We start from the raw sequence: 20,983 nt of genomic DNA on the forward strand, positions 1-20,983 counted from the left end.
CCCGCAGTCCGGCCCGGCCTCCCCCAACGAAATCGGGCCGCTGACCACACCGTTGGACGCGCATGACGCGGTCGGGCCCTCCGGGCGAGGCGTGGCAGTGGATGGCGGGCATGCCCGGCTTCCTGCTGGCCGAGGTGCCTCGGCTCGGGCGGGACGTCTCCCGGCCGCCCGGCCCCGGCGACGCACTGCTCCCGCACCGCTTCGCCGCCCTGGTCTCCGCCTTCCACGCGGGCGGTCCGGCCGTCCCGGCCCGGGGATGTGTCCTGCTCGGGTGGTCGCGTCTCTCGCCGTCCGGCCCGGTCGAGATCCATCTCGGTGGCGCGTCGCTCATCGGCGGTGATGCCGTCGGCGAGCGGGACACGGCCCTGCTCAGCCTGCCCGCCGGTGCGCGCGCACGGCGCCTGCCCGAGGGCGCCGTCGCCGCCGCCATGGAACGCTTCGCGTACTGGAGCGCCATCGCCGGGGTCTCCGACGCACTGCTGGTCGAGAACGGTCCCCGGGAACGCGGGCCGTCCATGCTGCGCCCCACGGTCGAGGACAGCCTTCTGGGCGTCTGGCAGGGCGCGTTCGCCTGGTTCGTGCTGGCCGAGCCGGTGGCACCGGACGCGCTCGACGAGCTCGTCGCGGACACCGCCGACCGGCAGCGGCGAGCGCAGTCCAAGGGGGCGTCCTCGCCCGAGAACGCCCTGGAGGCCGTGCGGTGGGAACGCAGGCACCAGGAGCTGGCCACGGCGTCGGCGACCGGTCTGTGGCGCATCCGTCTCCTGGCGGGCGGTCGTACACCCGAGGACGCGCAACGGGTCGCCGCCCTCGTCTGCGCGTCGGCGGATCTCGAAGGGCTTCCGTACGCCCTCAGACCGGCCGGCCGGGCGAGCAGTCTGCGGTCCACACTCGACCTGTGTCTGCCCGGGCCCACCGCCTTCCCGTTCCATGGCAGTTCGGAGCTGCTGGCAGCCCTGGCCCGGCCTCCCGCCCAGGAGGTCCCCGGCGTCCGTTTCGCGCTCCGGCCCGAGTTCGACGTCACTCCGGAGAGCGGCACCCAGCACTCCGGTCCGGGCGCCGGTCCTCTTCGGCTCGGCACGGTCCTGGACCGGAACCGCAGCCCGGTGGGCGAGTTGGACCTCGCCCGTGCCACGCTCAACCGGCACACCTTCGTCTGCGGGGCGACGGGCGGGGGCAAGTCCCAGACCGTACGAGGCCTGCTCGAAGCGGCCACCCGGGAGCGGCTGCCCTGGCTGGTCGTCGAACCGGCCAAGGCCGAGTACCGGTCCATGTCCGCGCGGCTGGGCGAGACGGACGAGGTCGTCGTCATCAGGCCCGGGGACCGCGACGGGCTTCCCGCGGGCCTGAACCCCCTGGAGCCGTCCGTCCTCGCGACCGGCGAGCGCTTCCCCCTGCAGACCCACCTGGAGATGGTTCGCGCGCTCTTCCTGGCCTCCTTCGACCCTCAGGAGCCCTTCCCTCAGGTGCTGAGCGCGGCACTGACACGTTGTTACGAGGAGCTGGGGTGGGACCTGACGCTCGGCGAACCGTGGATCGCCGGGACCCAGCCGCGCTACCCGACCCTCGAAGACCTGGAGCACACCGCGCTCCAGGTCGTGTCCGAGATCGGCTACGGCAAGGACATCACCGACAACGTCCGGGGCTTCATCAGGATCAGACTCGCGAGCCTGCGGCTCGGCACCACCGGCCGGTTCCTGGAGGGCGGCCACCCCATCGACTTCGGTGAACTGCTCCGGCGCAACGTCGTCTTCGAACTCGAGGACGTCGGGGACGACAAGGACAAGGCGTTCCTGATGGGGACCATCCTGATCCGGCTGGTCGAGTACCTGCGGACCGAACAGCGCACGACGCGCCGGCTCTCCTCCCCCCTGCGCCGTCTGACCGTGTTCGAGGAAGCCCACCGGCTGCTTCGCCGTCCGGAGGAGGGCGGCACGGGGGCCGCTCACGCCGTAAAGATGTTCGCGGGTCTGCTGGCAGAGATCCGCGCGTACGGGGAGGGCCTGGTGATCGCCGACCAGATCCCCGCCAGACTGATCCCGGACGTCATCAAGAACACCGCGGCCAAAATCGTCCACCGCCTCCCGGCGCGGGACGACCGGGAAGCCGTCGGCGCCACGATGAACATCACCGAGGCGCAGTCCGAGTACCTGGTCACCCTCAGACCGGGTGAGGCTGCGGTGTTCACCGACGGCATGGACTACCCGCTCCTGGTCCGGATGGAGGACGGGACACCGCGCGAGGAGGCGGGGACCGTCCGCCCGGCGTCCCCGGCATCCATGGTCGCGTCCCGCAGCGGGGCCTGCGGCCCGGACTGCGCGGCGGCTCCCTGCACGCTCCGGCAACTGCGTACGGCTCAGCGTCTGTCCGAGGAGGACGGGCTGCGCATCGCGCTGTGGGCCGAAATGGCCGTGGCCTCGCATCCGCTGGGCTGGACCACGCCCCTCCCCGGGGAGGCGATGCGCCAGGCCCTGGCGGAGCGCCGGACCGTGGACCGGCGCCTGGTGGAGTGCGCCATCGGCCAGGCGGTGGACCGGGCGGTGCACAGCCGGGTCGGAGCCGTCGGCACACCGCACGCCCTGGCCGGGCACGTCGCCGCACTGATGCGGGCCCAACTCGACGGCGACGACCCCTGCCCCGTCGCGGAGCCGCGGTGGAAGGCCGGGAAAGGCGTCAGAACACGGCAGTACTACCACGGCCGCCACACGCCGTCCGTCCTGGAGAAGGCGGTCGGCTGCGCGGACCCGTCCGAGGAGTGGGCCGGCCGCTTCGCCCGCGCGCTCGCGTGTTTCGAGCGCAAGCCGCGCAGGCCCGTGGCGTCCCCTCCGCCCGCGAAGGAGAGCACATGAGCGAGTTGTACGCGCATGACGGCGGAGCGGAGCGGGGTGCCGACTCGGCGGCCTCCACGGCCGTCGACGTCGACGTCAATCCGGTGGAGCCGGTGGAGCCCACCGAACCGGAGGACCTGACCGGTACGGCCGATCTTCCCGCCGATTCGGACGACCCCGGCGGACGGGAGCCACTGGAGCCGTCCGCCCGGGAGGAGGGCCCTGAAGGGGGAATCCGTGGGCGGGCGCTCGATGGCACGTCATGGTGGATGGGCCCGGCCGAGGGGACAGTCGACCTGCATGCCACGGTCGATCGCCCGGCCTTCGACGCGGAGAAGGGCACATACCGCTACGGAACACCGCTCGACGACCCCACCGGAAGACGCCTCCCCTTGTTCGACGGTCCGCCCACCCGTGAGCAGACCCAGCAGGGGAGCCTCGGAGACTGCGGCATCGTGTCGACCATGGGTGCGGTTGCCGGACACCGGCCCCAAGCGATTTCCGAACGCATCCGGGAGAACGGTGACGGCACATACGAGGTGACGCTCCACCGGACGAAGCGATCCCTTTACGGCGACTGGAGCCGTTTCGAGCCGACCGGGGCGGTCATCCACCTGACCGTCACACCCGACCTGCCGGTTACGAGCGACTCACCCGACCGACCGGCCTATGCGAGGTCGGCTGCCCACGATGTGGCATGGGTGCCGATCCTGGAGAAGGCCATCGCCGGCGTCGACGAGACATGGAGCGAGAGCCGCCCCAAACCGGCCGAGGGCTATATGCGCCTCGACCTGGGGAGCCTCCCCAATCACCGGGCGGAACTACTCACTCAACTCACCGGCGAGCTCGCCTACACGGACGACTTCCCGACCCACTACGACATGGACGGGCGCAGCCCCGACCGTCAGCTCGTGGAAACCTTCAGGGAGAAGCTTGCCGACGGGTGCCCGGTGCTGGTCGGCACGATCAATCTGAAGACCGACGACGAGCACGACCTCCCCGGCGGACTCATCGACGGTCACGCCTATGAAGTGACCGAGGTCGATGACCAGGGAATGATCCATCTGCGCAACCCGCACAATGGCGAGACTCCGGAAGAGCTGCTCACGCTCACAGAGTTCAAAAGCAGCGTCAAGAACCGCTACACAACATTGGGGTGAATGTGATGACCCATGAAGTATCCCTCCGCCATGGAGTTCCCGGGGAGTTGAACGGGGTCAGGTATATCGTGCGTCGCGTCCGCACCCCGAAGGAGCGTCCGGTTTCGGTGGCTCTCGTCGTTCTCGCCGACGGGGAGGAGAATTACGACCTGGGCATCGGGGACACCTTCCCCGTCCGCAACGAGACCTGGGCCCTCGACCGCGTGGAGAACCTTCCGAGGCCGGACTGGCGGGTGGTTCTCCGCAAGGTCGAGTAGTCACCCCGCGCATCAGCCCCGCGCGATCCGGTCGAGCCACTCCCCCAGCAGCCCCTTCTCCCCGGCGCTGAGGGCGGAGGTCTGGGGGAGGGCCGCCCGGAGGGCCACCGCGGCGCCGGCGGGGCCGGGTGCGGCCGGGGCGGGGGTGTCCGTGGTGATCGCGGCGATGACCGCTTCGCGGGCCAGGGTGGAGACCGTGAGGTCCCGTTGGCCCTCGGGGGTGGCGATCAGGGCGAGCGTCGTGCCGCCGCCCACGGCATGGACGAGGCGGGCCGCGCGTTCCTCGTCGACCCGGAGCCGTCCCGCCTCGGCGACGCGGTGGATGTGGGCCGCGAGCACCTCGGCCGCGGCGAGGGCGGCCGGGGTCACCGAGCCCGGGCGGGGTTCGCCGTACATCAGGGCGTACAGGGCCGGGTTGGCGAGGCCGAAGCCGGTATTCAGGTCCCATCCGGTGCGCAGGTCCTCGACCGGGTCGCCGCTCGGCGTGAGATCGGCCTTCTCACTCAGGTACGTGGCGAAGCCGTGGGCGGCGACGGCGTCGAGCAGGCCCTGCTTGTCGCCGAACAGCCGGTAGATGGTCGGGGCCTGGACGCCGGCCGCCGCGCTCACCGCACGGGTGGACACCGCCTCACGTCCGTTCTCGGCGAGCAGCCGGGCCGCTGCGGCGATGATCCGGTCACGAGGGCTGTCCGCGGGGGCGGGACGATCGGTCTCCATGTTTCCAATGCTAACGGAATCTCGTTATCGATTTGCCGGGGCAGCGATATCGTGTTTTCGTTATCAGTGGAAACAGTCTGGCCGGACAGCGACCCACCGGCGTACCGACCCCACCCCGCAAGCGACATCCCGGAGGTTTCCATGATCGTCATCACCGCTCCCACCGGACAGATCGGCCACCAGACCCTGGCCCGGCTGCTCGACACCGCGGGCGGCACCCCGGTCCGCGTGATCGCCCGCGACCCCGCCCGGCTCTCCCCGCAGGTCCACGACCGCGCCGAGATCGTCCAGGGCTCGCACGGTGACGCCGACGTCGTCACCAAGGCGTTCAGCGGCGCGGACAGCGTGCTGTGGCTGGTGCCCCCGAACCCCCACGTCGACGACAACACGGCCTACTACGTGGACTTCACCCGGCCCGCGTGCGACGCGATCAGGAGCCAGGGAGTGCAGCGCGTCGTCGGCGTCTCCAGCCTGGGCCGCACGTACGGGAAGCCCGCCGGGCTGCTGAACCCCGCGTTCGCGATGGACGAGCTGATCGAGAGCACCGGCGTGCACTACCGGTCACTGGCCATGCCGTTCTTCATGGACAACCTGCTCGGCCAGGCCGAGGCGATCAGGAGCCAGGGGACGTTCTTCCTGCCGAACACCGCGGACCGGCCGCTCGCCACCGTCGCCACCCGCGACATCGCCGAGGCAGCCGCCGGTCTGCTGCTCGACGACTCCTGGAGCGGACAGGGCAGCGTCCCGGTCATCGGGCCCGACACCCTGTCCCCCGACGGCATGGCCGAGGTCATGTCGGAGGTCCTGGCCCGGCCGGTCCGCTTCCAGCAGGTCGGCTACGACGCCCACCGGGCGACGATGCTCGGGTACGGGCTGTCCGACGCCTTCGCGCAGGACCTCGTCGACATGGCCGCCGCCCAGAACGACGGCATCTACGACGCCGAGCAGCGCGCCCTGGAGACCCCGGGCCGGACCGGCTTCCGCCAGTGGTGCCAGGAGGTCCTGAAGCCGGCCCTGACCGGCTGACTCCCCCTCGGTCACGGGTTGTTCAGGTACGCGAGGACCGCGAGGACACGGCGGTTACCGGAGTCGTCGTCGGTGATGCCGAGCTTCCCGAACAGGGATGTCGTGTATTTGCTGATCGCGCTGTCGCTGAGGAAAAGGCGTTGGGCGATGGCCTGGTTGGACAGCCCCTCGGCCATCAGGGCGAGCACGGAGTGCTCGCGTTGGGTGAGGCGGTCCAGCCGGCGGTTGGAGGTGCCGCTCGACAGGAGCTTGGCGATGACGGCCGGGTCCATGGCGGTCCCGCCGGCCGCGACGCGTTCCAGTGCGTCGATGAACTGGTCGGCCTCGAAGACGCTCTCCTTGAGGAAGTAGCCGATGCCGCCCGTGCCGTCGGCCAGCAGTTCACGGGCGTAGAGCTGTTCGACGTACTGGGACAGGATGAGGACGGGCAGGCCGGGGATCTCGCCGCGCGCGGCGAGCGCCGCCCGCAGCCCCTCGTCCTTCTGGGTCGGCGGCATCCGGACATCGACCACGGCCACGTCCGGACGCACCGTCAGCAGGGTGTGCAGGGTCTCCGGGCCAGTGCTGGCCGTGGCCACCACCTCGTGCCCGTACGCCTCGATGAGGCGCACCATGCCGTCACGCAGGAGATAGAGGTCTTCGGCTACTACGATTCGCATGGCACCACCATGGTCGCGCGGGTCGGGCCGCCTGCCGGACTCGTGATCTCCAGGGTGCCATCGAAGACGGCGAGCCTGCGGCGCAGCCCCGCGATCCCGCCGTCGGCCCGCTCGACGGCTCCGCCCCGCCCGTCGTCCTCGACATCGATGGCGAGGGCGGTGTCCTGCTCGGTGAGGGTGATCCGGGCCCGGGTGGCACGGGCGTGCTTGACCGCGTTGGTCAGCAGTTCGGCGACGGCGAAGTAGAGGGCGGACTCGACGGGCGGGTCCAGGCGGCGCCGCAGGTCCGCGCTGACCGTCGCTTCGAGCGGGCTGTCCAGGGCGAGGGCACGGACGGCGTCCACGAGCCCGCGGTCGTTGAGGACGGGCGGGTTGATCCCCCTGACCAGTTCCCGGAGTTCGGCCAGGGACGCCGTGGCTCCGGCGCGCGCGTCCTTCATCAGGGCCCTGGCCCGTTCCGGATCCGTCTCCATCAGCTTCTCCGCCGTCGCCAGGGAGAGCCCCAGGCCGACCAGGCGGGCCTGGGCCCCGTCGTGGAGGTCCCGTTCGATGCGCTGGATCTCCGCGGTCTGGGCGGCCGTGGCGTCCGCGCGCTGGGCGGACAGCTCGTCCACCCGCTCCGCCAGCACCATGGCCGGTGACGGGCGCAGGAAGCGGACGGCGACCGGCCGGAGCGCACGCCAGGCGTACGGGGCGGTGGCGACGGCGATGGCCGAGCCGGACAGACCGACGAGGAGTCCGGCCGGCCCCTGCCGTCCGAGCCCGATGGCGGCCGCCGCCGCACCGGCCGGCGGGAGGCACGCGACGAGGCCGGCCGTGAAGGGGGCGATCGCCGTGAAGCGCAGGTCGCGCCAGTTGGCGGGGTCGCTCCAGCGCACGCGCCGTTTCTGGTCCAGGAGGGCGTCGCGGCGGGTGCGTTCGTAACCGAAGCCGTTCCACCAGTAGCCGGTGGACATCCGCGTCACCGGCGGGGCCTCGCGGTATCCGGCCGGGATCCCGGTGGCCGTCCAGCGCGCGACGAGGAAGCGGACTGTCCGGCAGACCGGCCGGGACAGGCCGAGCGTGCCCACCCCCACCAGTACGACGGGCGCGACCCAGGACCACGGGTTGCCCGCGCCCCACAGGATGCCCAGGGCCACCGCACCGGCCCACACCGCGGGGATCAGCATCGTGACGGCCACCACCGCACAGGCCCGTACGAAACCCGCACCGGCGTGTGCCGCCCACGTTCCCGGCTGTCTCATGATCTCGCCCCTCACTCCGTCTCCGATGCCCCCACTCTGCACCGCACGGCGCCCGCTTCCGGCCTGATCAGCGAGGGAGTGGGTCTGGGCCCACCCCCCTGTGGGTCCAGACCGATACCGCCCCCGGCCGGCCGTTCGTAGCGTCGATGCCATGGAAACCAACGAGCACACCGCCACCGCGACCGCCCGCCTCGACTCCCCCGCCGCCCGGAGCGCCTTCGGTGCCGCGAAGAACAGCGTCAGGGTCTACGGCGCACTCGGCGCGCTCTCGCTCGCGGCGGTCGTCGCCGCGGCGGGCAGCGGCCATACGGTCAACACGTTCATGTGGGTCCGGGCGGTCCTGCTGCCCGTGGTCGCCGTGCTGCTCCACCGGCTGGCCGTCGCCGCTTCGCGGGGCTCCCGCCGGGCCTTCGAGCGGGTGAGCGCCCTCGCGGTGATCATGCCCGTCGCCATCGTCGGCGTCGACCTGATCCCGGGGGTGTGCCCGCACTGGTACGCCGCGATGCAGGTGGTCTGCATGCTGCCCGTTGTCCGGGTCGCCCTCCTCACTCGCGGCTCCGCACTGCGCGCCGCCTTCCCCAAGGTGGGCTGAGGCTCCGGGCCGTGCGGCCCCGGGTGCGACACGACCGGCACGGCGAAGTGGGCCTGCCCGAGGACAACCGTCCCTCGGGCAGGCCCACTTCGGCCGTTGTCCCGCGCGGTCAGCGGGGGCTTGGCCCTCCGCAAGGACGGCGGCCTACGGCTTCTCGGCTCCCGAACGCCACAGCAGCCACCCGAAGTAGGGCGCGCCGATGACGGCGGTGACCAGTCCCACCGGAATCTGCCCGGGTGCGATGACGGTCCGGCCGATCGTGTCCGCGACGACGACCAGCAGCGCACCGAGCAGCGCGGTGACCGGCAGGACGCGCGCATGGCGCCGGCCGACCAGGGCCCGCGCCGCGTGCGGTGCCACCAGGCCGACGAACCCGATCACGCCGACCGCCGCCACGGCGGCGGCCGTCAGCACGACGGCGACGGTGAGCAGCACCAGCCGTGTCGAGCCGAGCCGGATGCCGAGCAGCCGCGGTGTGTCGGCGTCCAGCCCGATGAGGTCGAGTTCGCGGCGCATCGCGGCCAGCAGCGGCAGGGAGACGGCGAGCGCGACGAGCACCGGTACCACCTCGGGGAACGTACGCCCGTAGGTCGAACCCGACAGCCAGGTCAGGGCCTTGGTGCCGTTGTAGGGGTCGGTCAGCACGATCAGCAGGCTGACGAGGGCGGCGGCGCCGGCGGAGACGCCGATCCCGATGAGCACCAGCCGGTTCTGCTCGAGGCCGTTGCGTGCGGCAAGACCGAAGACCAGCAGAGCCGCCGCGCCGGCGCCGGCGAGCGCCGCGCCGCCGATCAGCCAGAAGCTCGCGAGCGGGATCGCGGTGATCGTGATGACGGCACCGACTCCGGCCCCTCCGACGACCCCGAGGATGCCGGGCTCGGCGAGCGGGTTGCGGGAGACCGCCTGGACGACCGCTCCGGCCACCGCGAGGGCGGCCCCGGCCAGCAGGGCGGCGGCGATACGCGGGACCCGGGTGTCGAGCACGAAGGTGACGAGCCCGCCCGAGCGGCCCGTGAGCCAGTTGGCCACGTCGCCGAGGAGCAGCCGGGCGTCGCCGAGGAGCGTCGCGGCGATCACCGCGACGACCAGGGCCGTGCCCGTGACCGCCAGTGTCACGAGGTACGCGCGCCGGCTGCGGAGCCGTGCGAAGGCGGTCGTCTCCTCGGTGGAGCCCATGTCGCGGGTCCGGTAGGCGAGTGCGACCAGGACGACCGCGCCGAAGAAGCTCGTGACGATTCCGGTGGGCACGGCGGCCCCGGCCTGGGCGCCGAACAGGGCGCGCAGCAGCACGTCGGCGCCGAGGACGACGAGCACACCCGTCACCGAGGAGGCCGGGACGAACACCCGGTGCCGCAGCAGGCCGGGCGCCCAGGCGCCGGCGAGCCGGACGATCGCCGGGGCGCACAGGCCGACGAAGCCGACGGGGCCGGCGATCGTGACGGAGACGGCCGTCAGGATCACCGAGAGGACCACCGCGCCGGCGCGGGTCAGCCGGGGGCTGACGCCGACGACGGCGGCTCCGTCGTCGCCGAGCGCGAGGATGTCGAGCCGTCGGCCGAGCAGGACGAGTCCGGCCAGGGCCAGGACGGCGACGGGGGCGAGCCGGTCGACCGTCTGCATACCGATCTGTGCGAGGGAGCCGTTGCCCCAGGCGTAGAGCCCGGTCGTCTGCTGGGCGCGCAGGATCAGGAGCATCTCGCTCAGTCCGCTGAGCGCGAGCGTGAGGGCCGAGCCGGCGAGGACGAGCCGGATGGGGCCCGCGCCGGCCCGGGAGAGCCCGAGCACGATGCCGGCCGCGAGCAGTCCGCCGACGAAGGCGGTGCCGCCGGCCAGGAACGGCGGCAGCTGGATCCCGAACGCGGCGACGGCGACGACCGCGAGATAGGCGCCCGCGTTGACGGCGAGCGTGTCCGGCGAGGCCAGGGTGTTGCGCGAGACCGACTGGAGTGCCGCGCCGGCCGCGCCGAGGGCGCAGCCGACGACCAGTCCGGCGGCGAGCCGGGGCAGCCGGGAGGAGACCAGGACGGCGTCCGCCTGGCCGGATCCGTGGCCGTCGGACCAGAGGGTGGCGAAGGCCCGCCAGAGGGTCTGGACCCCGACGGGGGCCGTGCCCTGGCTCACGTGCACGGCGCTCAGCACGACCAGCGCGACGAACGCGGCGAGTGCGAGGAGGACGGTCCGGTCGCGGCGCCGGAACCGGCCGGGGGCGGCCGGGGCCGCCGCCCCGGCCGGACCGGGCACGGGCGCGGGCGCGACCGGCTTCGCGGGGGTGCTCACCTTCACTTGGTCAGTGCGCCCACGAGCGCGTCGATGTACTGCTTCATCGCCGTGGTGCCGCCGAACATCCAGATGCCGTCGGGCAGTCGGTGGGCCTGCCCCTTCTTCACGAAGGGCAGCGACTTCCACACCGCGTTGTCCTTGAGGCCGTCGGCGAACGGGTCGCCGCCGTCCGAGTCGTTGGCGATGTAGACGAACTGCGCGTCACCGATCTTCGTGAGGCCCTCGACGTCCGTGGCGGCGAGCCCGTAGCCCTTGTCGCCCTTCATCGACCACGGGTCGACCAGGCCGAGTTCGGTGTTGACGTCGGAGAGCAGCGAGCCCTTGACGTACGGCCGGACCGAGACCTGGTTGCCCTCCTTCCAGCCGTCGGCGAAGGCGACCTTCGCGCCGCCGAGGTGCGCGTCCGCGAGCTTCTTCCTGCCCTCGGCCATCGCCTTGCGGAACGAGGCGATCTCGGTCCTGGCCTTGTCCTCGGTGCCGGTCGCCTTGGCGATGAGGTTGACGTTGTCGACCATCTGGTCGATCTGCCGGCTCGCGTCGGCCGCCTTGACCACGATGACCGGGGCGACCTTGGAGAGCTGCGCGATGGCGGCGTCGGTGAGGTCGTTCGTCGCGACGACGAGGTCGGGCTTGAGCGCGGCGACGGTGTCGATGCTCGGCTCGCCCCGGGTGCCGATGTCCTTGACGCCGTCGGTCAGCGGCGCGCCCTTGTCGTATGCCTGGTAGCCCTTCACATCGGCGACGCCGACCGGGTCGACGCCCAGCGTGACGAGGGATTCGACGACGTTCCACTCGGTGCCGACGACGCGCTTGGCGGGTCCGTCGAGCTTGACCTGCTTGCCGCGGCTGTCGGTGACGGTCAGCGTGGAGTCCGCGACGGCCTCCTTCTTGGGCGCCTCGGTCGTGCCGCACGCGGTGAGGGAGACCGCCGCGACCGCCACGATCGCGGGCCACGCTGCTCTGTACTTGGTCGTCATGGTCGTTCAGGGCCTTTCGGGGCGGAGGTGGTGCCGGCCCACCGCGCGGGTGCGGGGGATGGAGGTGGCGGGGTCGAGGTCGACCTCGATGCGGATGCCGTAGGTGCCGGTCAGCCGCTCGGTGTCGTAGACCTCGGCCGGAGTGCCGGCCGCGACGACACGGCCGGCGGAGAGCAGGACGACCTTGTCCGCCACCGCTGCGGCCTGGTCGAGGTCGTGCAGGACGACTCCGACGGTCACGCCATGGGTGTCGGCGAGTTCACGGACGAGGTCGAGGATCTCGACCTGGTACCGCAGGTCGAGATAGGTGGTCGGTTCGTCGAGCAGCAGCACATCGGTGTCCTGCGCGAGGCAGCAGGCGAGCCAGACGCGCTGCAACTGGCCGCCGGAGAGGCTCTCGACGCCCCGGTCGGCGAGTCCGGTGGTGTTGGTGACGGCGAGCGCGTGCTCGACGAGCCGGGTGCCGTCCGGGTCGGTGCCCCGGAAGCGGTGGCGGTACGGGTGGCGGCCGAAGCCCACCACCTCGCGGACGCTGATCCCGGCGGGCGCCGTGCGGCTCTGCGCGAGGAGCGTGGCGCGGCGGGCGAACTCGGTACGGGAGAGGGCGAGGGCGTCCACCGTGCCGTCCGCTTCGTCGCCCTCGGCGAACATCGTCACGCTGCCGGTGCGCGCCCTGTGCAGGCGGGCGATGGCGCGCAACAGGGTGGACTTCCCGCTGCCGTTCGGACCGATGAGCGCCGTGACGCGTCCGCGCGGCAGGGACAGGTCGGCTTCGTGCACGACGTCGACGCCGTCGTAGGCCACCGTGATGCCGGCCGCGTCGAGGCCGGGGCCCGGGGCGGTGGCGGGCTCCGCGGCGGGGGAACCCTGGCTGTCCGTCGCAGGGGGGTGCCCCGGACGGCCTTCTCGGTCGAGTGCTGTCACCTTCACGGAGGTGAGGTTAGCCTACCCTTAATGAAAGGCGAAAACGAGCCCCCGACTGACCTTTCTGGCTGATTTTGAGCCCGTCAAATCACCTCACAAGGCGCGATTCCCTCCCCTCCGAGCCCTGTCGAGTCCTGCCGATGTCCTGCCGATCCGACGCTCGGGACGCCCGGAGGAGTCGCGGCCTCGAGCCCCCAACCCCGCGCGCAGGGCCGCGCCGTGGAGAGATCGTACGGATTTCCTACGCGGGGGTAGGCTCGCGCGCCCCTCTTGCTATACCTTCCGTCTAACAGCTTGCTAGACGTCACGTCTAACAAGCGAGGGACGGCGCTCGGCGGCCTTCGATCTCATCGGGCGGGGCCCGGGGTGAGAGGCAGGCGGCGGGCGGCGTCGGGTCGATTTCTCGATTCAAGGAGTCGCAGCATGGCAAGCAGCACCGTCCGGCCGGAGGACCAGGACCGGCTCGCCGAGCAGGATGTCGCCCGGCGCCTTCTGGACTCGGCCGCGAAGCTGTCGTACGACCCGGCCACCGAGGTGGACTGGAACACCCCGCTCGACACGGACCACCACGGCGCGAGCCCCGAGTGGAGCACGCTCTACGGCACCGCGTACTGGCAGGAGTTGACGGAGGATCAGCGCAAGGCGCTGACGCGCCAGGAGGCCGCATCGGTCGCCAGCACGGGCATCTGGTTCGAGATGATCCTCCAGCAGATGGTGCTGCGCGACATCTACGCCAAGGACCCGACCGACGCGCGCTTCCAGTGGGCGCTGACCGAGATAGCCGACGAGTGCCGGCACTCCATCATGTTCGCGCGCGGCGCGGCGAAGCTCGGCGCCCCCGCCTACCGTCCGCGCCGACCGGTGGTCGAACTGGGCCGCGCCTTCAAGACACTTGCCTTCGGCGAGGCCGCGTACGCCGCGATCCTCGTGGCGGAGGAGGTGCTCGACGTGATGCAGCGCGACTGGATGCGGGACGAGCGCGTCGCGCCGTTCGTCCGCACGATCAACAACATCCATGTGGTGGAGGAGTCGCGCCACATGAAGTTCGCCCGCGACGAGACCCGCAAGCGGCTGCGCGGAGCGGGCCCGGTGCGCCGGCAGATCAACTCGCTCGTGATCGCCATCGCCTCGTACTACATCGTCACCAGCATGGTGAACCGCGAGGTCTACGCCAACGCGGGGCTGGACCCGGCGCGGGCCCTGCCCGAGGCGAAGGCCAACGAGCACCACAAGTCCCTGATGAGGTCCAGCTGTTCGGGCCTGATGGAGTTCCTGGCCTCGGCCCGCCTCCTGACCAAACCGGCCCTGTTCTTCTACAAGCGCGCCCACCTGATCTGACCCGAGCCGAGAGCCCGAGCCGACCATGACCTACGCCATCACCCAGACCTGCTGCAGCGACGCCACCTGCGTCGCCGTGTGCCCCGTCAACTGCATCCACCCCACGCCCGAGGAACGGGCCTTCGGCAGCACGGAGATGCTCTACGTCGACCCGAAGACCTGCATCGACTGCGGTGCCTGCGCCGACGCGTGCCCGGTCGACGCGATTTTCCCGGTGGACAGCCTCTTCGGGGCGCAGAAGGAGTACGCCGGCATCAACGCGGCGTACTACGCGGACCGGGAGCCCGAGCCCGCCGCCGACGGGCCGAACTTCCACACCTGGGGCGAGCCCTCCTTCACGCGCAGCCTGCCCTCGGACTTCGCGCCGATCCGGGTGGCGGTCGTCGGCACCGGACCCGCCGGGATGTACGCCGCCGAGGACCTGCTCCTGCACACCAACGCCGAGGTGACACTGGTGGACCGGCTGCCGGTGGCCGGCGGCCTCGTGCGGTACGGGGTGGCGCCCGACCACCCCGGGACGAAGGGCGTGGGCGAGAACTTCGCGCGCTTCCACTCCCACCCCCGGGTCCGGATGCACCTGGGGGTCGAGGTGGGCAAGGACATCACCGCCCAGGAGCTCGCCGCCCATCACGACGCGGTGATCTACGCGGTCGGCGCCGGTGCGGACCGCCGGCTCGGCATCCCGGGCGAGGACCTTCCGTCGAGCATCGCGGCCACGTCGTTCGTGGCCTGGTACAACGCCCACCCGGAGGTGGCACCGGACTCCGTCGGCCTGTCGGCGGAGCGGGTGATCGTCGCGGGCAACGGCAATGTGGCGCTCGACGTGGCGCGCATCCTCGTGAGCGATCCCGCCGCGCTGGCGGGCACCGACATCGCCGACCACGCCCTCGCGGCGCTGCGGAACTCGGCGGTGCGCGAGGTCGTCCTGCTCGGCCGGCGCGGCCCGCAGGACGCCGCCTGCACGGCTTCCGAACTGCTCGCGCTCAAGCATCTGCCGGGTGTGGAACTGGTGGTGGACGACGAGGACCCGCGCACCGGCGCCGCGATCGACGGCGCGGCCCCGGGGAGCGCGGCGGCTCTGCTGCGGGACGTTCCGCGCGAGCGGGTGGACTGGGCGCGGTCGCCGGCCGAGGGGCGGCGCATCGTCCTGCGGTTCCACTCCGCCGCGGTGCGGGTGCTCGGCGAGTCCGGTGTCGAGGGGCTGCGGGTCACGGCCGCCGACGGTGAGCGGGAGATCCCGGCGGGCCTCTTCCTGCGCGCGATCGGCTACCGGGGCCTGGCGGTGCCGGGCCTGCCCTTCGACGAGGCGACCGGCACCGTCCCGCACGCGGGCGGCCGGGTGACGGGCCTGCCCGGGACGTATGTCGTCGGCTGGATCAAGCGCGGGCCCTCGGGCGGGATCGGGGCCAACCGCACCTGCGCGGCCGAGACCGTGGGCACGCTCCTGGCGGACGCCGTCGCGGGCGCGCTCCCCTCCCCCGCGCACCCGGCCAAGGCGTTCCCGCGTCTCGTCCGGAGCCGGGGCCGCCATGTCGTGGACGCCCGCGGGCTGGCCGCCATCGACCGGGCGGAGCGGGCGCGCGGCCGGGACCGAGGCCGCCCGCGCGTCAAGTTCGGCACGGTCCCGGCGCTGGTCGCGGCGGCCAAATCCGGCCGCTGGCGGACTCCGGGCTGAGCCGGGTCACCTTCTGCGCCGGGGCCGGTGGATCAGAACTCCTCCGGCTCCGGCATCTCCTGCGCCGCCGCCTGCCCCCTGGACCGCTTGCCGACCACGGCGGCGGCGGCCACCGCGCTGCCCGCGAACGCCAGGGCGACCATCCACGGCTTGTCGAACGCGTGGCGCGTGGCGTGGTCGACGGAGTAGCGGCCGGGTCCTGTCAGGCCGATCGCGGCGGCGGTGAAGCCGAGGAAGGCCGGGTACTCGTAGCCGCCGCCCTGTGCGAAGAAGCCCGCGGGCGCGTGGACGGCCACGGCGCCCGCCATGGCGCCGGCGGCGGCCGCGCCGGCCGCCGGGGTGGCCAGGCCCAGGGCCAGCAGGGCGCCGCCGCCCGCCTCGCCCAGCCCGGCCGCGATGGCGCTGTGCTTCGGCGGGTGGAACCCCATGGCCTCCATGGCGGCGGTGGTGCCCTCGATGCCCCCGCCGCCGAACCAGCCGGCGAGTTTCTGGCTCCCGTGCGCGGCCAGCACCGCACCGGTGCCGACGCGGAGGAGAAGCAGACCGAGGTCACGACGGTTGACGCTGCCCATGAGGGTCTCCGGGAGGGTTCGGGGGCCCGGCCTGGCGCACAGCGGCCCCGGGTGCCGTACGGAACCACTCTCCGCGCCCCGGGGCCCCGGCATGCCCCGTTGTTACGCCGTCCGGGCGGGACCGGGCCGGGACGTGAGCCGTGACACAGTGCGACGAACGTCATTGTGCAACTTGTTGCACAATGACGTCCGGGTGCTCTAGAACTGGCGGAACGACACTGCGCGAGGAGCCGCCACATGAGCCCGTACCCGCATCTGCTGAGCCCGCTCGACCTCGGGTTCACGACCCTCCCCAACCGGGTGCTGATGGGGTCGATGCACATCGGCCTGGAGGAGGTCGAGAACGGCTTCGAGCGGATGGCAGCCTTCTACGCCGCCCGCGCGCGCGGCGGCGTGGGCCTGATGGTCACCGGCGGCATCGCCCCGAGCGAGCAGGCCTGCTCGCTCCCCGGCGGCGCCAGGATGACCACCGCGGCGGAGGCGGCCGAGCACGCCCGGGTGACCTCGGCCGTGCATGCGGCGGGCGGCCGGATCGCCATGCAGATCCTGCACTTCGGCCGGTACGCGCACCACCCCGCTCTGGTGGCCCCGAGCGCGATCAAGGCCCCGATCAGCGCGTTCACCCCGCACGCGCTGACCGACGACGAGGTGGAGGCGACCATCGAGGACTTCGTCACGGCGGCGGCGCTCGCGCAGAGCGCGGGGTACGACGGCGTCGAGATCATGGGCTCCGAGGGCTATCTGATCAACGAGTTCATCGTCTCGGCGACCAACCACCGCGAGGACCGCTGGGGCGGCTCGTACGAGAACCGCATCCGCTTCCCCGTCGAGATCGTGCGCCGGGTCCGTGAGCGGGTCGGCAGCGACTTCATCCTCATCTACCGGCTCTCCATGCTGGACCTGGTACCCGGCGGTTCCACCCTCGACGAGGTCGTGCGGCTGGCCCGCGAGATCGAGGCGGCCGGCGCGACGATCATCAACACCGGCATCGGCTGGCACGAGGCCCGCATTCCCACGATCGCGACGTCGGTCCCCCGCGGGGCGTTCACCTGGGTCACCGAGAAGGTGCGCGGCGCCGTCTCCGTACCGCTGGTGACGAGCAACCGCGTCAACACCCCCGAGGTCGCCGAGGAGATCCTCGCGGCGGGCCGCGCGGACATGGTGTCGATGGCCCGGCCGTTCCTCGCCGACCCGGATTTCGTCGCGAAGGCGGCCGAGGGCCGCGCGGACGCGATCAACACCTGCATCGGCTGCAACCAGGCCTGCCTGGACCACATCTTCAGCGGCCGGGTCACCTCCTGCCTGGTCAACCCGCGCGCCTGCCACGAGACGGAACTCGTCCTGTCGCCGACCCGCACCCGCAGGCGCGTCGCGGTCGTCGGCGCCGGTCCCGCCGGGCTCGCCTGCGCCGTGACGGCGTCCGAGCGCGGGCACGAGGTGACGCTCTTCGACGCGGCCGAGGAGATCGGCGGGCAGCTCAACGTGGCCCGCCGGGTGCCCGGCAAGGAGGAGTTCAACGAGACACTGCGCTACTTCCGCACCCGGCTGGCCGAGGAGAAGGTCGACGTCCGGCTCGGCACCCCGGTCGGCGTCGAAGGCCTCGATGGCTTCGACGAGATCGTCCTCGCCACCGGGGTCACCCCGCGCACTCCGGAGATCCCGGGCGTCGACCACCCCAGCGTCGTCAGCTACCTCGACGTGCTGCGCCACGGCGCGCCGGTGGGCGACCGGGTCGCGCTCGTGGGGGCGGGCGGCATCGGCTTCGACGTCGCCGAGTTCCTGACGGACGGCGGGGAGGCGGCGAGCCTGGACCCGGAGGTCTTCTTCCGGCAGTGGGGCGTCGACACGGACTACCGCGAGCGGGGCGGTCTCGGCACCGCCGAGCGTCCGAAGTCCGCGCGCACCGTCCATCTCCTCCAGCGCAAGGCCACCAAGGTCGGTGCGGGTCTCGGCAGGACGACCGGCTGGATCCACCGCACCGAGCTGCGGCACCGGGGCGTCACGATGATCGCGGGCGTCGGCTACGACCGGATCGACGACGAGGGCCTCCACGTCACCGTGGACGGCGAGCGGCACCTGCTGCCGGTCGACACGATCGTGCTCTGCGCGGGCCAGGACCCCCGCCGGGACCTGTACGAGCAGCTGCTGGCCGCCGGCCGCCGCGCCCATCTGATCGGTGGCGCCGACGTGGCGGCCGAGCTGGACGCCAAGCGGGCGATCCGCCAGGGCACCGAACTGGCCGCCTCGCTCTGACCCGCGCGCTCCCACGGACGGCCCGCCCGTGGGAGCGTCCGGCCGTCCTTAGGATGCATCCCATGTCACTCCCGCACGCGATCCTCACGGCCCTGCTGGAGAAGCCCTCGTCGGGGCTGGAGCTGACCCGCAGGTTCGACAGGTCGATCGGCTACTTCTGGTCGGCCACGCACCAGCAGATCTACCGCGAGCTGGGAAAGCTGGAGCAGGCAGGGCAGATCAGGGCCCTGACACCGGCGCAGCCGGCCCGCGGCCGGAAGAAGGAGTACGAGGTGCTGCCCGCCGGCCGGGAGGCGCTGTCGGCCTGGGTCGCCCGCCAGGAGGACCCCAAACAGGTACGTGATCCGCTGCTGCTGCGGATGCGGGCGGCGGCGGTCGTCGGGGCGCCCGGGCTCGACGCGGAGCTGGGGCGCCATCTGGAGCTGCACCGGCGCCAACTGGCGGAGTACCTGGCGATCGAGGAGCGGGACTTCCCGCCCGGGCGGGACGCGCCCGAGGACCGGCTGCGCCATCTGGTGCTGCGCGGCGGCATCGATCTGGAGAACTTCTGGATCGGCTGGCTGACCCGCGCCCTGGCGGACCGCCCGGCCGCGACGGAGGGGTGAAGCGGCGGACCGGGGACCGTCAGGAGCGCCCGGCCCTGATCCGTCGCAGGTGTCCGTGGCCGTGTTCCTGCTGGAGGGCCCGCGGGCTCCTGATGACCACCCGGGACGGGGTGGCGGCGGGACGCGGTCCTGCCACGACGGCCTCGACGGCGGGCGCGGTCCCGGCCTGGGCGCGGCTGAGCAGGATCACGCCCCGCGCGGCGGCCGCCGTCCCCAGCAGGGCCGGAATCAGGGCGCCGGTGCCGCCCTGGAGCCGCTCCCCCAGCAGCGCCAGGCCGATGGCGGCGGCGGCCACCGGGTTGGCGAGTGTGACGACGGCGAGCGGGGCGCCCAGACCCCCTTGGTAGGCGGTCTGCGAGAGCAGCAGCCCGCCCATCGCGAAGGCGGAGACCAGCACGGCGACGACGACCAGCCGCCAGGTGAGCAGCGGGCCCGTCGTGTGGTCGGTGACGGCGACGGTCAGGGTCTGGGTGAGCGCGGACGCGACCCCGGAGGTGATGCCGGAGGCGGCGGCGTGCCGGAGCCCCGGACGGGCGCCGGGGCGGCCGAGGCCCGCGACGACGGCCATGGTCCCGGCGCCGACGGCCAGCGCCTCCGCCAGGCTCAGGGTCTCGTGCGGGGCCGAGCCGACGGCGGTCGTCAGCAGCGCCCCGAGGCCGAGCAGGGTGAGCAGGGTGCCGCGCCACTCGGTCGTGGTGACCTTGCGTCCCGCGGCCCGGGCGCCCAGCGGGACGGCGGCGACCAGGGTGAGGGCGCCGAGCGGCTGGACGAGGGTGAGCGGGCCGTACTTGAGCGCGGCGACATGGAGCAGCGCGCCGCCGGCGTTCAGCCCGACGGCGGACCACCAGGCGGCGCGCCCCAGCAGCCGGAGCGTGCCGGTGCCCGGTGCGGTGCGCCCGGCGAGCCGGGCCTGTGCCACGGCAGCCGAGGCGTAGGCGGCCGCCGAGACGAGGGACAGCGCGACGGCGATCAGGGTGGCGGTCATCGTCCGGCCCCGGAGGAGGCGTACGACGAGGAGCGGGCGGGGGCCGGGACGGCGGTCCCGTACGCGGGGGCGGTGGACGGCCACGGGAGGTGGGCGCGGACCGGTTCCGTGCGCGGCAGCCGGAGCGCGGCGAAGGCGACGGAGAGCAGGGCGGCCACCACGATCGAGTCCAGCCAGTAGTGGTTGGCGGTGCCGACTATGACGAGCAGCGTGACCGCGGGGTGCAGCAGCCACAGCCAGCGCCACCGGGAGCGGGTGGCGACGACCAGGCCGACGCCGACCATGACGGCCCAGCCGAAGTGCAGTGAGGGCATCGCGGCGAACTGGTTGGCCATCGAGTCGGTGGCGGGCGTCGCCCCGTACACCGTCGGTCCGTAGATCTGGCCGGTGTCGACCAGTCCGGTGGCGGCGAGCAGACGCGGCGGGGCGAGCGGGAAGAGCAGGTGCAGGGCGAGTGCGGCGCCGGTGAGCACGGCGAGGATGCGGCGGGCCCAGACGTAGTGCAGCGGGCGGCGCCAGTACAGCCAGGCGAGGAAGAGCAGGGTGGCCGGGAAGTGCACCGTCGCGTAGTAGGTGTTCGCCAGGTGGATCAGCGTCTCGTTGTGGAGCAGCAGCCCCTGGACGACGCCCTCGCCGGGCAGGTGCACGGCGCGTTCGAGGTCCCAGACGTGCGTGGCGTTGTGGAAGGCCTCGTCGACGTGACCGTTGGCGGCCTGACGGCCGAACTTGTAGATCACGAAGAGACCCACGACAAGAAGAAGCTCGCGGACGAGGGGCGGTCGGGCAGAAGTGTCCGGCTCCCGGTCCGCAGGCTTGCTACCGGCGTACATCACCCGGTGCCCCTTTGCTGACGAAGCTGTTGAAGCGGTGTTGCGGCGGCATGGACCGGTT

18 protein-coding genes are annotated in these 20,983 nt (G+C 72.6%); 9 read left to right on the forward strand and 9 right to left on the reverse strand.

The features are described 5' to 3' along the window. Positions 1-62: 62 nt before the first annotated feature. From RLT58_RS03065 to RLT58_RS03075, 3 genes are read left to right on the forward strand one after another with little or no spacing between them, the layout of a single operon-like run. Positions 63-2,849: an ATP-binding protein gene (locus RLT58_RS03065; protein WP_311308808.1), complete on the forward strand. Its 2,787-nt coding sequence runs from the start codon at positions 63-65 to the stop codon at positions 2,847-2,849. Further along, positions 2,846-3,988 carry a C2 family cysteine protease gene (locus RLT58_RS03070; RefSeq protein ID WP_311308809.1) on the forward strand — a complete coding sequence of 381 codons (1,143 nt, stop codon included), beginning with the start codon at positions 2,846-2,848 and terminating at the stop codon, positions 3,986-3,988. The genes RLT58_RS03065 and RLT58_RS03070 overlap by 4 nt, the downstream gene beginning before the upstream one ends. A gap of 5 nt (positions 3,989-3,993) precedes the next feature. Next, positions 3,994-4,245, forward strand: a complete 252-nt coding sequence (locus RLT58_RS03075) for a DUF6406 domain-containing protein (RefSeq protein ID WP_311308810.1) — start codon at positions 3,994-3,996, stop codon at positions 4,243-4,245. A 12-nt stretch (positions 4,246-4,257) separates the two neighbouring features. Here the strand turns inward: RLT58_RS03075 and RLT58_RS03080 are convergent, their stop codons facing one another. Next, entirely contained in the window at positions 4,258-4,962 is a 705-nt protein-coding gene (locus RLT58_RS03080) for a TetR/AcrR family transcriptional regulator (protein WP_311308811.1), read from the reverse strand. Positions 4,963-5,103: 141 nt separating this feature from the next. Here RLT58_RS03080 and RLT58_RS03085 point away from each other — a divergent pair, with 141 nt between their 5' ends. After that, entirely contained in the window at positions 5,104-5,988 is an 885-nt protein-coding gene (locus RLT58_RS03085; protein WP_311308812.1) for an NAD(P)H-binding protein, read from the forward strand. 11 nt (positions 5,989-5,999) lie between these two features. Here RLT58_RS03085 and RLT58_RS03090 read toward each other — a convergent pair whose 3' ends face one another. Continuing rightward, entirely contained in the window at positions 6,000-6,647 is a 648-nt protein-coding gene (locus RLT58_RS03090) for a response regulator transcription factor (protein WP_311308813.1), read from the reverse strand. Continuing rightward, a complete protein-coding gene (locus RLT58_RS03095; RefSeq protein WP_311308814.1) occupies positions 6,635-7,891 on the reverse strand; it encodes a sensor histidine kinase in 1,257 nt (418 codons plus the stop codon). Before RLT58_RS03095 ends, RLT58_RS03090 begins: the two co-directional genes overlap by 13 nt. 151 nt (positions 7,892-8,042) lie before the next feature. Between RLT58_RS03095 and RLT58_RS03100 the strand changes: the two genes are divergently transcribed. Beyond that, positions 8,043-8,483, forward strand: a complete 441-nt coding sequence (locus RLT58_RS03100; protein ID WP_311308815.1) for a hypothetical protein — start codon at positions 8,043-8,045, stop codon at positions 8,481-8,483. 144 nt (positions 8,484-8,627) lie between these two features. On the opposite strand, the gene RLT58_RS03105 is transcribed toward RLT58_RS03100, so the two are convergent. The 3 genes from RLT58_RS03105 to RLT58_RS03115 are packed head-to-tail and all read right to left on the reverse strand — an operon-like array spanning position 8,628 to position 12,670. Beyond that, positions 8,628-10,760 (reverse strand): iron ABC transporter permease, encoded by a 2,133-nt coding sequence (locus RLT58_RS03105; protein ID WP_311308816.1) that lies wholly within the window; start codon positions 10,758-10,760, stop codon positions 8,628-8,630. A 2-nt stretch (positions 10,761-10,762) separates the two neighbouring features. After that, positions 10,763-11,740 carry an ABC transporter substrate-binding protein gene (locus tag RLT58_RS03110; protein ID WP_311308817.1) on the reverse strand — a complete coding sequence of 326 codons (978 nt, stop codon included), beginning with the start codon at positions 11,738-11,740 and terminating at the stop codon, positions 10,763-10,765. Positions 11,741-11,746: 6 nt separating this feature from the next. After that, positions 11,747-12,670, reverse strand: a complete 924-nt coding sequence (locus RLT58_RS03115) for an ABC transporter ATP-binding protein (protein WP_399130807.1) — start codon at positions 12,668-12,670, stop codon at positions 11,747-11,749. 417 nt (positions 12,671-13,087) lie between these two features. On the opposite strand from RLT58_RS03115, the gene RLT58_RS03120 reads away from it, so the two are divergent. Together RLT58_RS03120 and RLT58_RS03125 are read left to right on the forward strand one after the other, a co-directional pair. Beyond that, the gene (locus tag RLT58_RS03120; RefSeq protein ID WP_311308818.1) at positions 13,088-14,002 is read left to right on the forward strand and encodes an AurF N-oxygenase family protein; all 915 of its coding nucleotides are present in this window, start codon (positions 13,088-13,090) and stop codon (positions 14,000-14,002) included. A 25-nt stretch (positions 14,003-14,027) separates the two neighbouring features. Beyond that, entirely contained in the window at positions 14,028-15,677 is a 1,650-nt protein-coding gene (locus RLT58_RS03125) for an FAD-dependent oxidoreductase (RefSeq protein ID WP_311308819.1), read from the forward strand. A 32-nt stretch (positions 15,678-15,709) separates the two neighbouring features. Here RLT58_RS03125 and RLT58_RS03130 read toward each other — a convergent pair whose 3' ends face one another. Next, entirely contained in the window at positions 15,710-16,249 is a 540-nt protein-coding gene (locus tag RLT58_RS03130; protein ID WP_311308820.1) for a DoxX family protein, read from the reverse strand. A gap of 237 nt (positions 16,250-16,486) precedes the next feature. Here RLT58_RS03130 and RLT58_RS03135 point away from each other — a divergent pair, with 237 nt between their 5' ends. Beyond that, entirely contained in the window at positions 16,487-18,502 is a 2,016-nt protein-coding gene (locus RLT58_RS03135; RefSeq protein ID WP_311308821.1) for an FAD-dependent oxidoreductase, read from the forward strand. A 62-nt stretch (positions 18,503-18,564) separates the two neighbouring features. Next, positions 18,565-19,107 (forward strand): PadR family transcriptional regulator, encoded by a 543-nt coding sequence (locus RLT58_RS03140; RefSeq protein WP_311308823.1) that lies wholly within the window; start codon positions 18,565-18,567, stop codon positions 19,105-19,107. A gap of 19 nt (positions 19,108-19,126) precedes the next feature. Here the strand turns inward: RLT58_RS03140 and RLT58_RS03145 are convergent, their stop codons facing one another. After that, positions 19,127-20,092 carry a DMT family protein gene (locus tag RLT58_RS03145; protein ID WP_311308824.1) on the reverse strand — a complete coding sequence of 322 codons (966 nt, stop codon included), beginning with the start codon at positions 20,090-20,092 and terminating at the stop codon, positions 19,127-19,129. Next, positions 20,089-20,922 carry a phosphatase PAP2 family protein gene (locus RLT58_RS03150; RefSeq protein ID WP_399130810.1) on the reverse strand — a complete coding sequence of 278 codons (834 nt, stop codon included), beginning with the start codon at positions 20,920-20,922 and terminating at the stop codon, positions 20,089-20,091. Before RLT58_RS03150 ends, RLT58_RS03145 begins: the two co-directional genes overlap by 4 nt. Positions 20,923-20,983: the final 61 nt, after the last annotated feature.

It is taken from the genome of Streptomyces sp. ITFR-16, assembly GCF_031844705.1.
Lineage (GTDB): Bacteria > Actinomycetota > Actinomycetes > Streptomycetales > Streptomycetaceae > Streptomyces.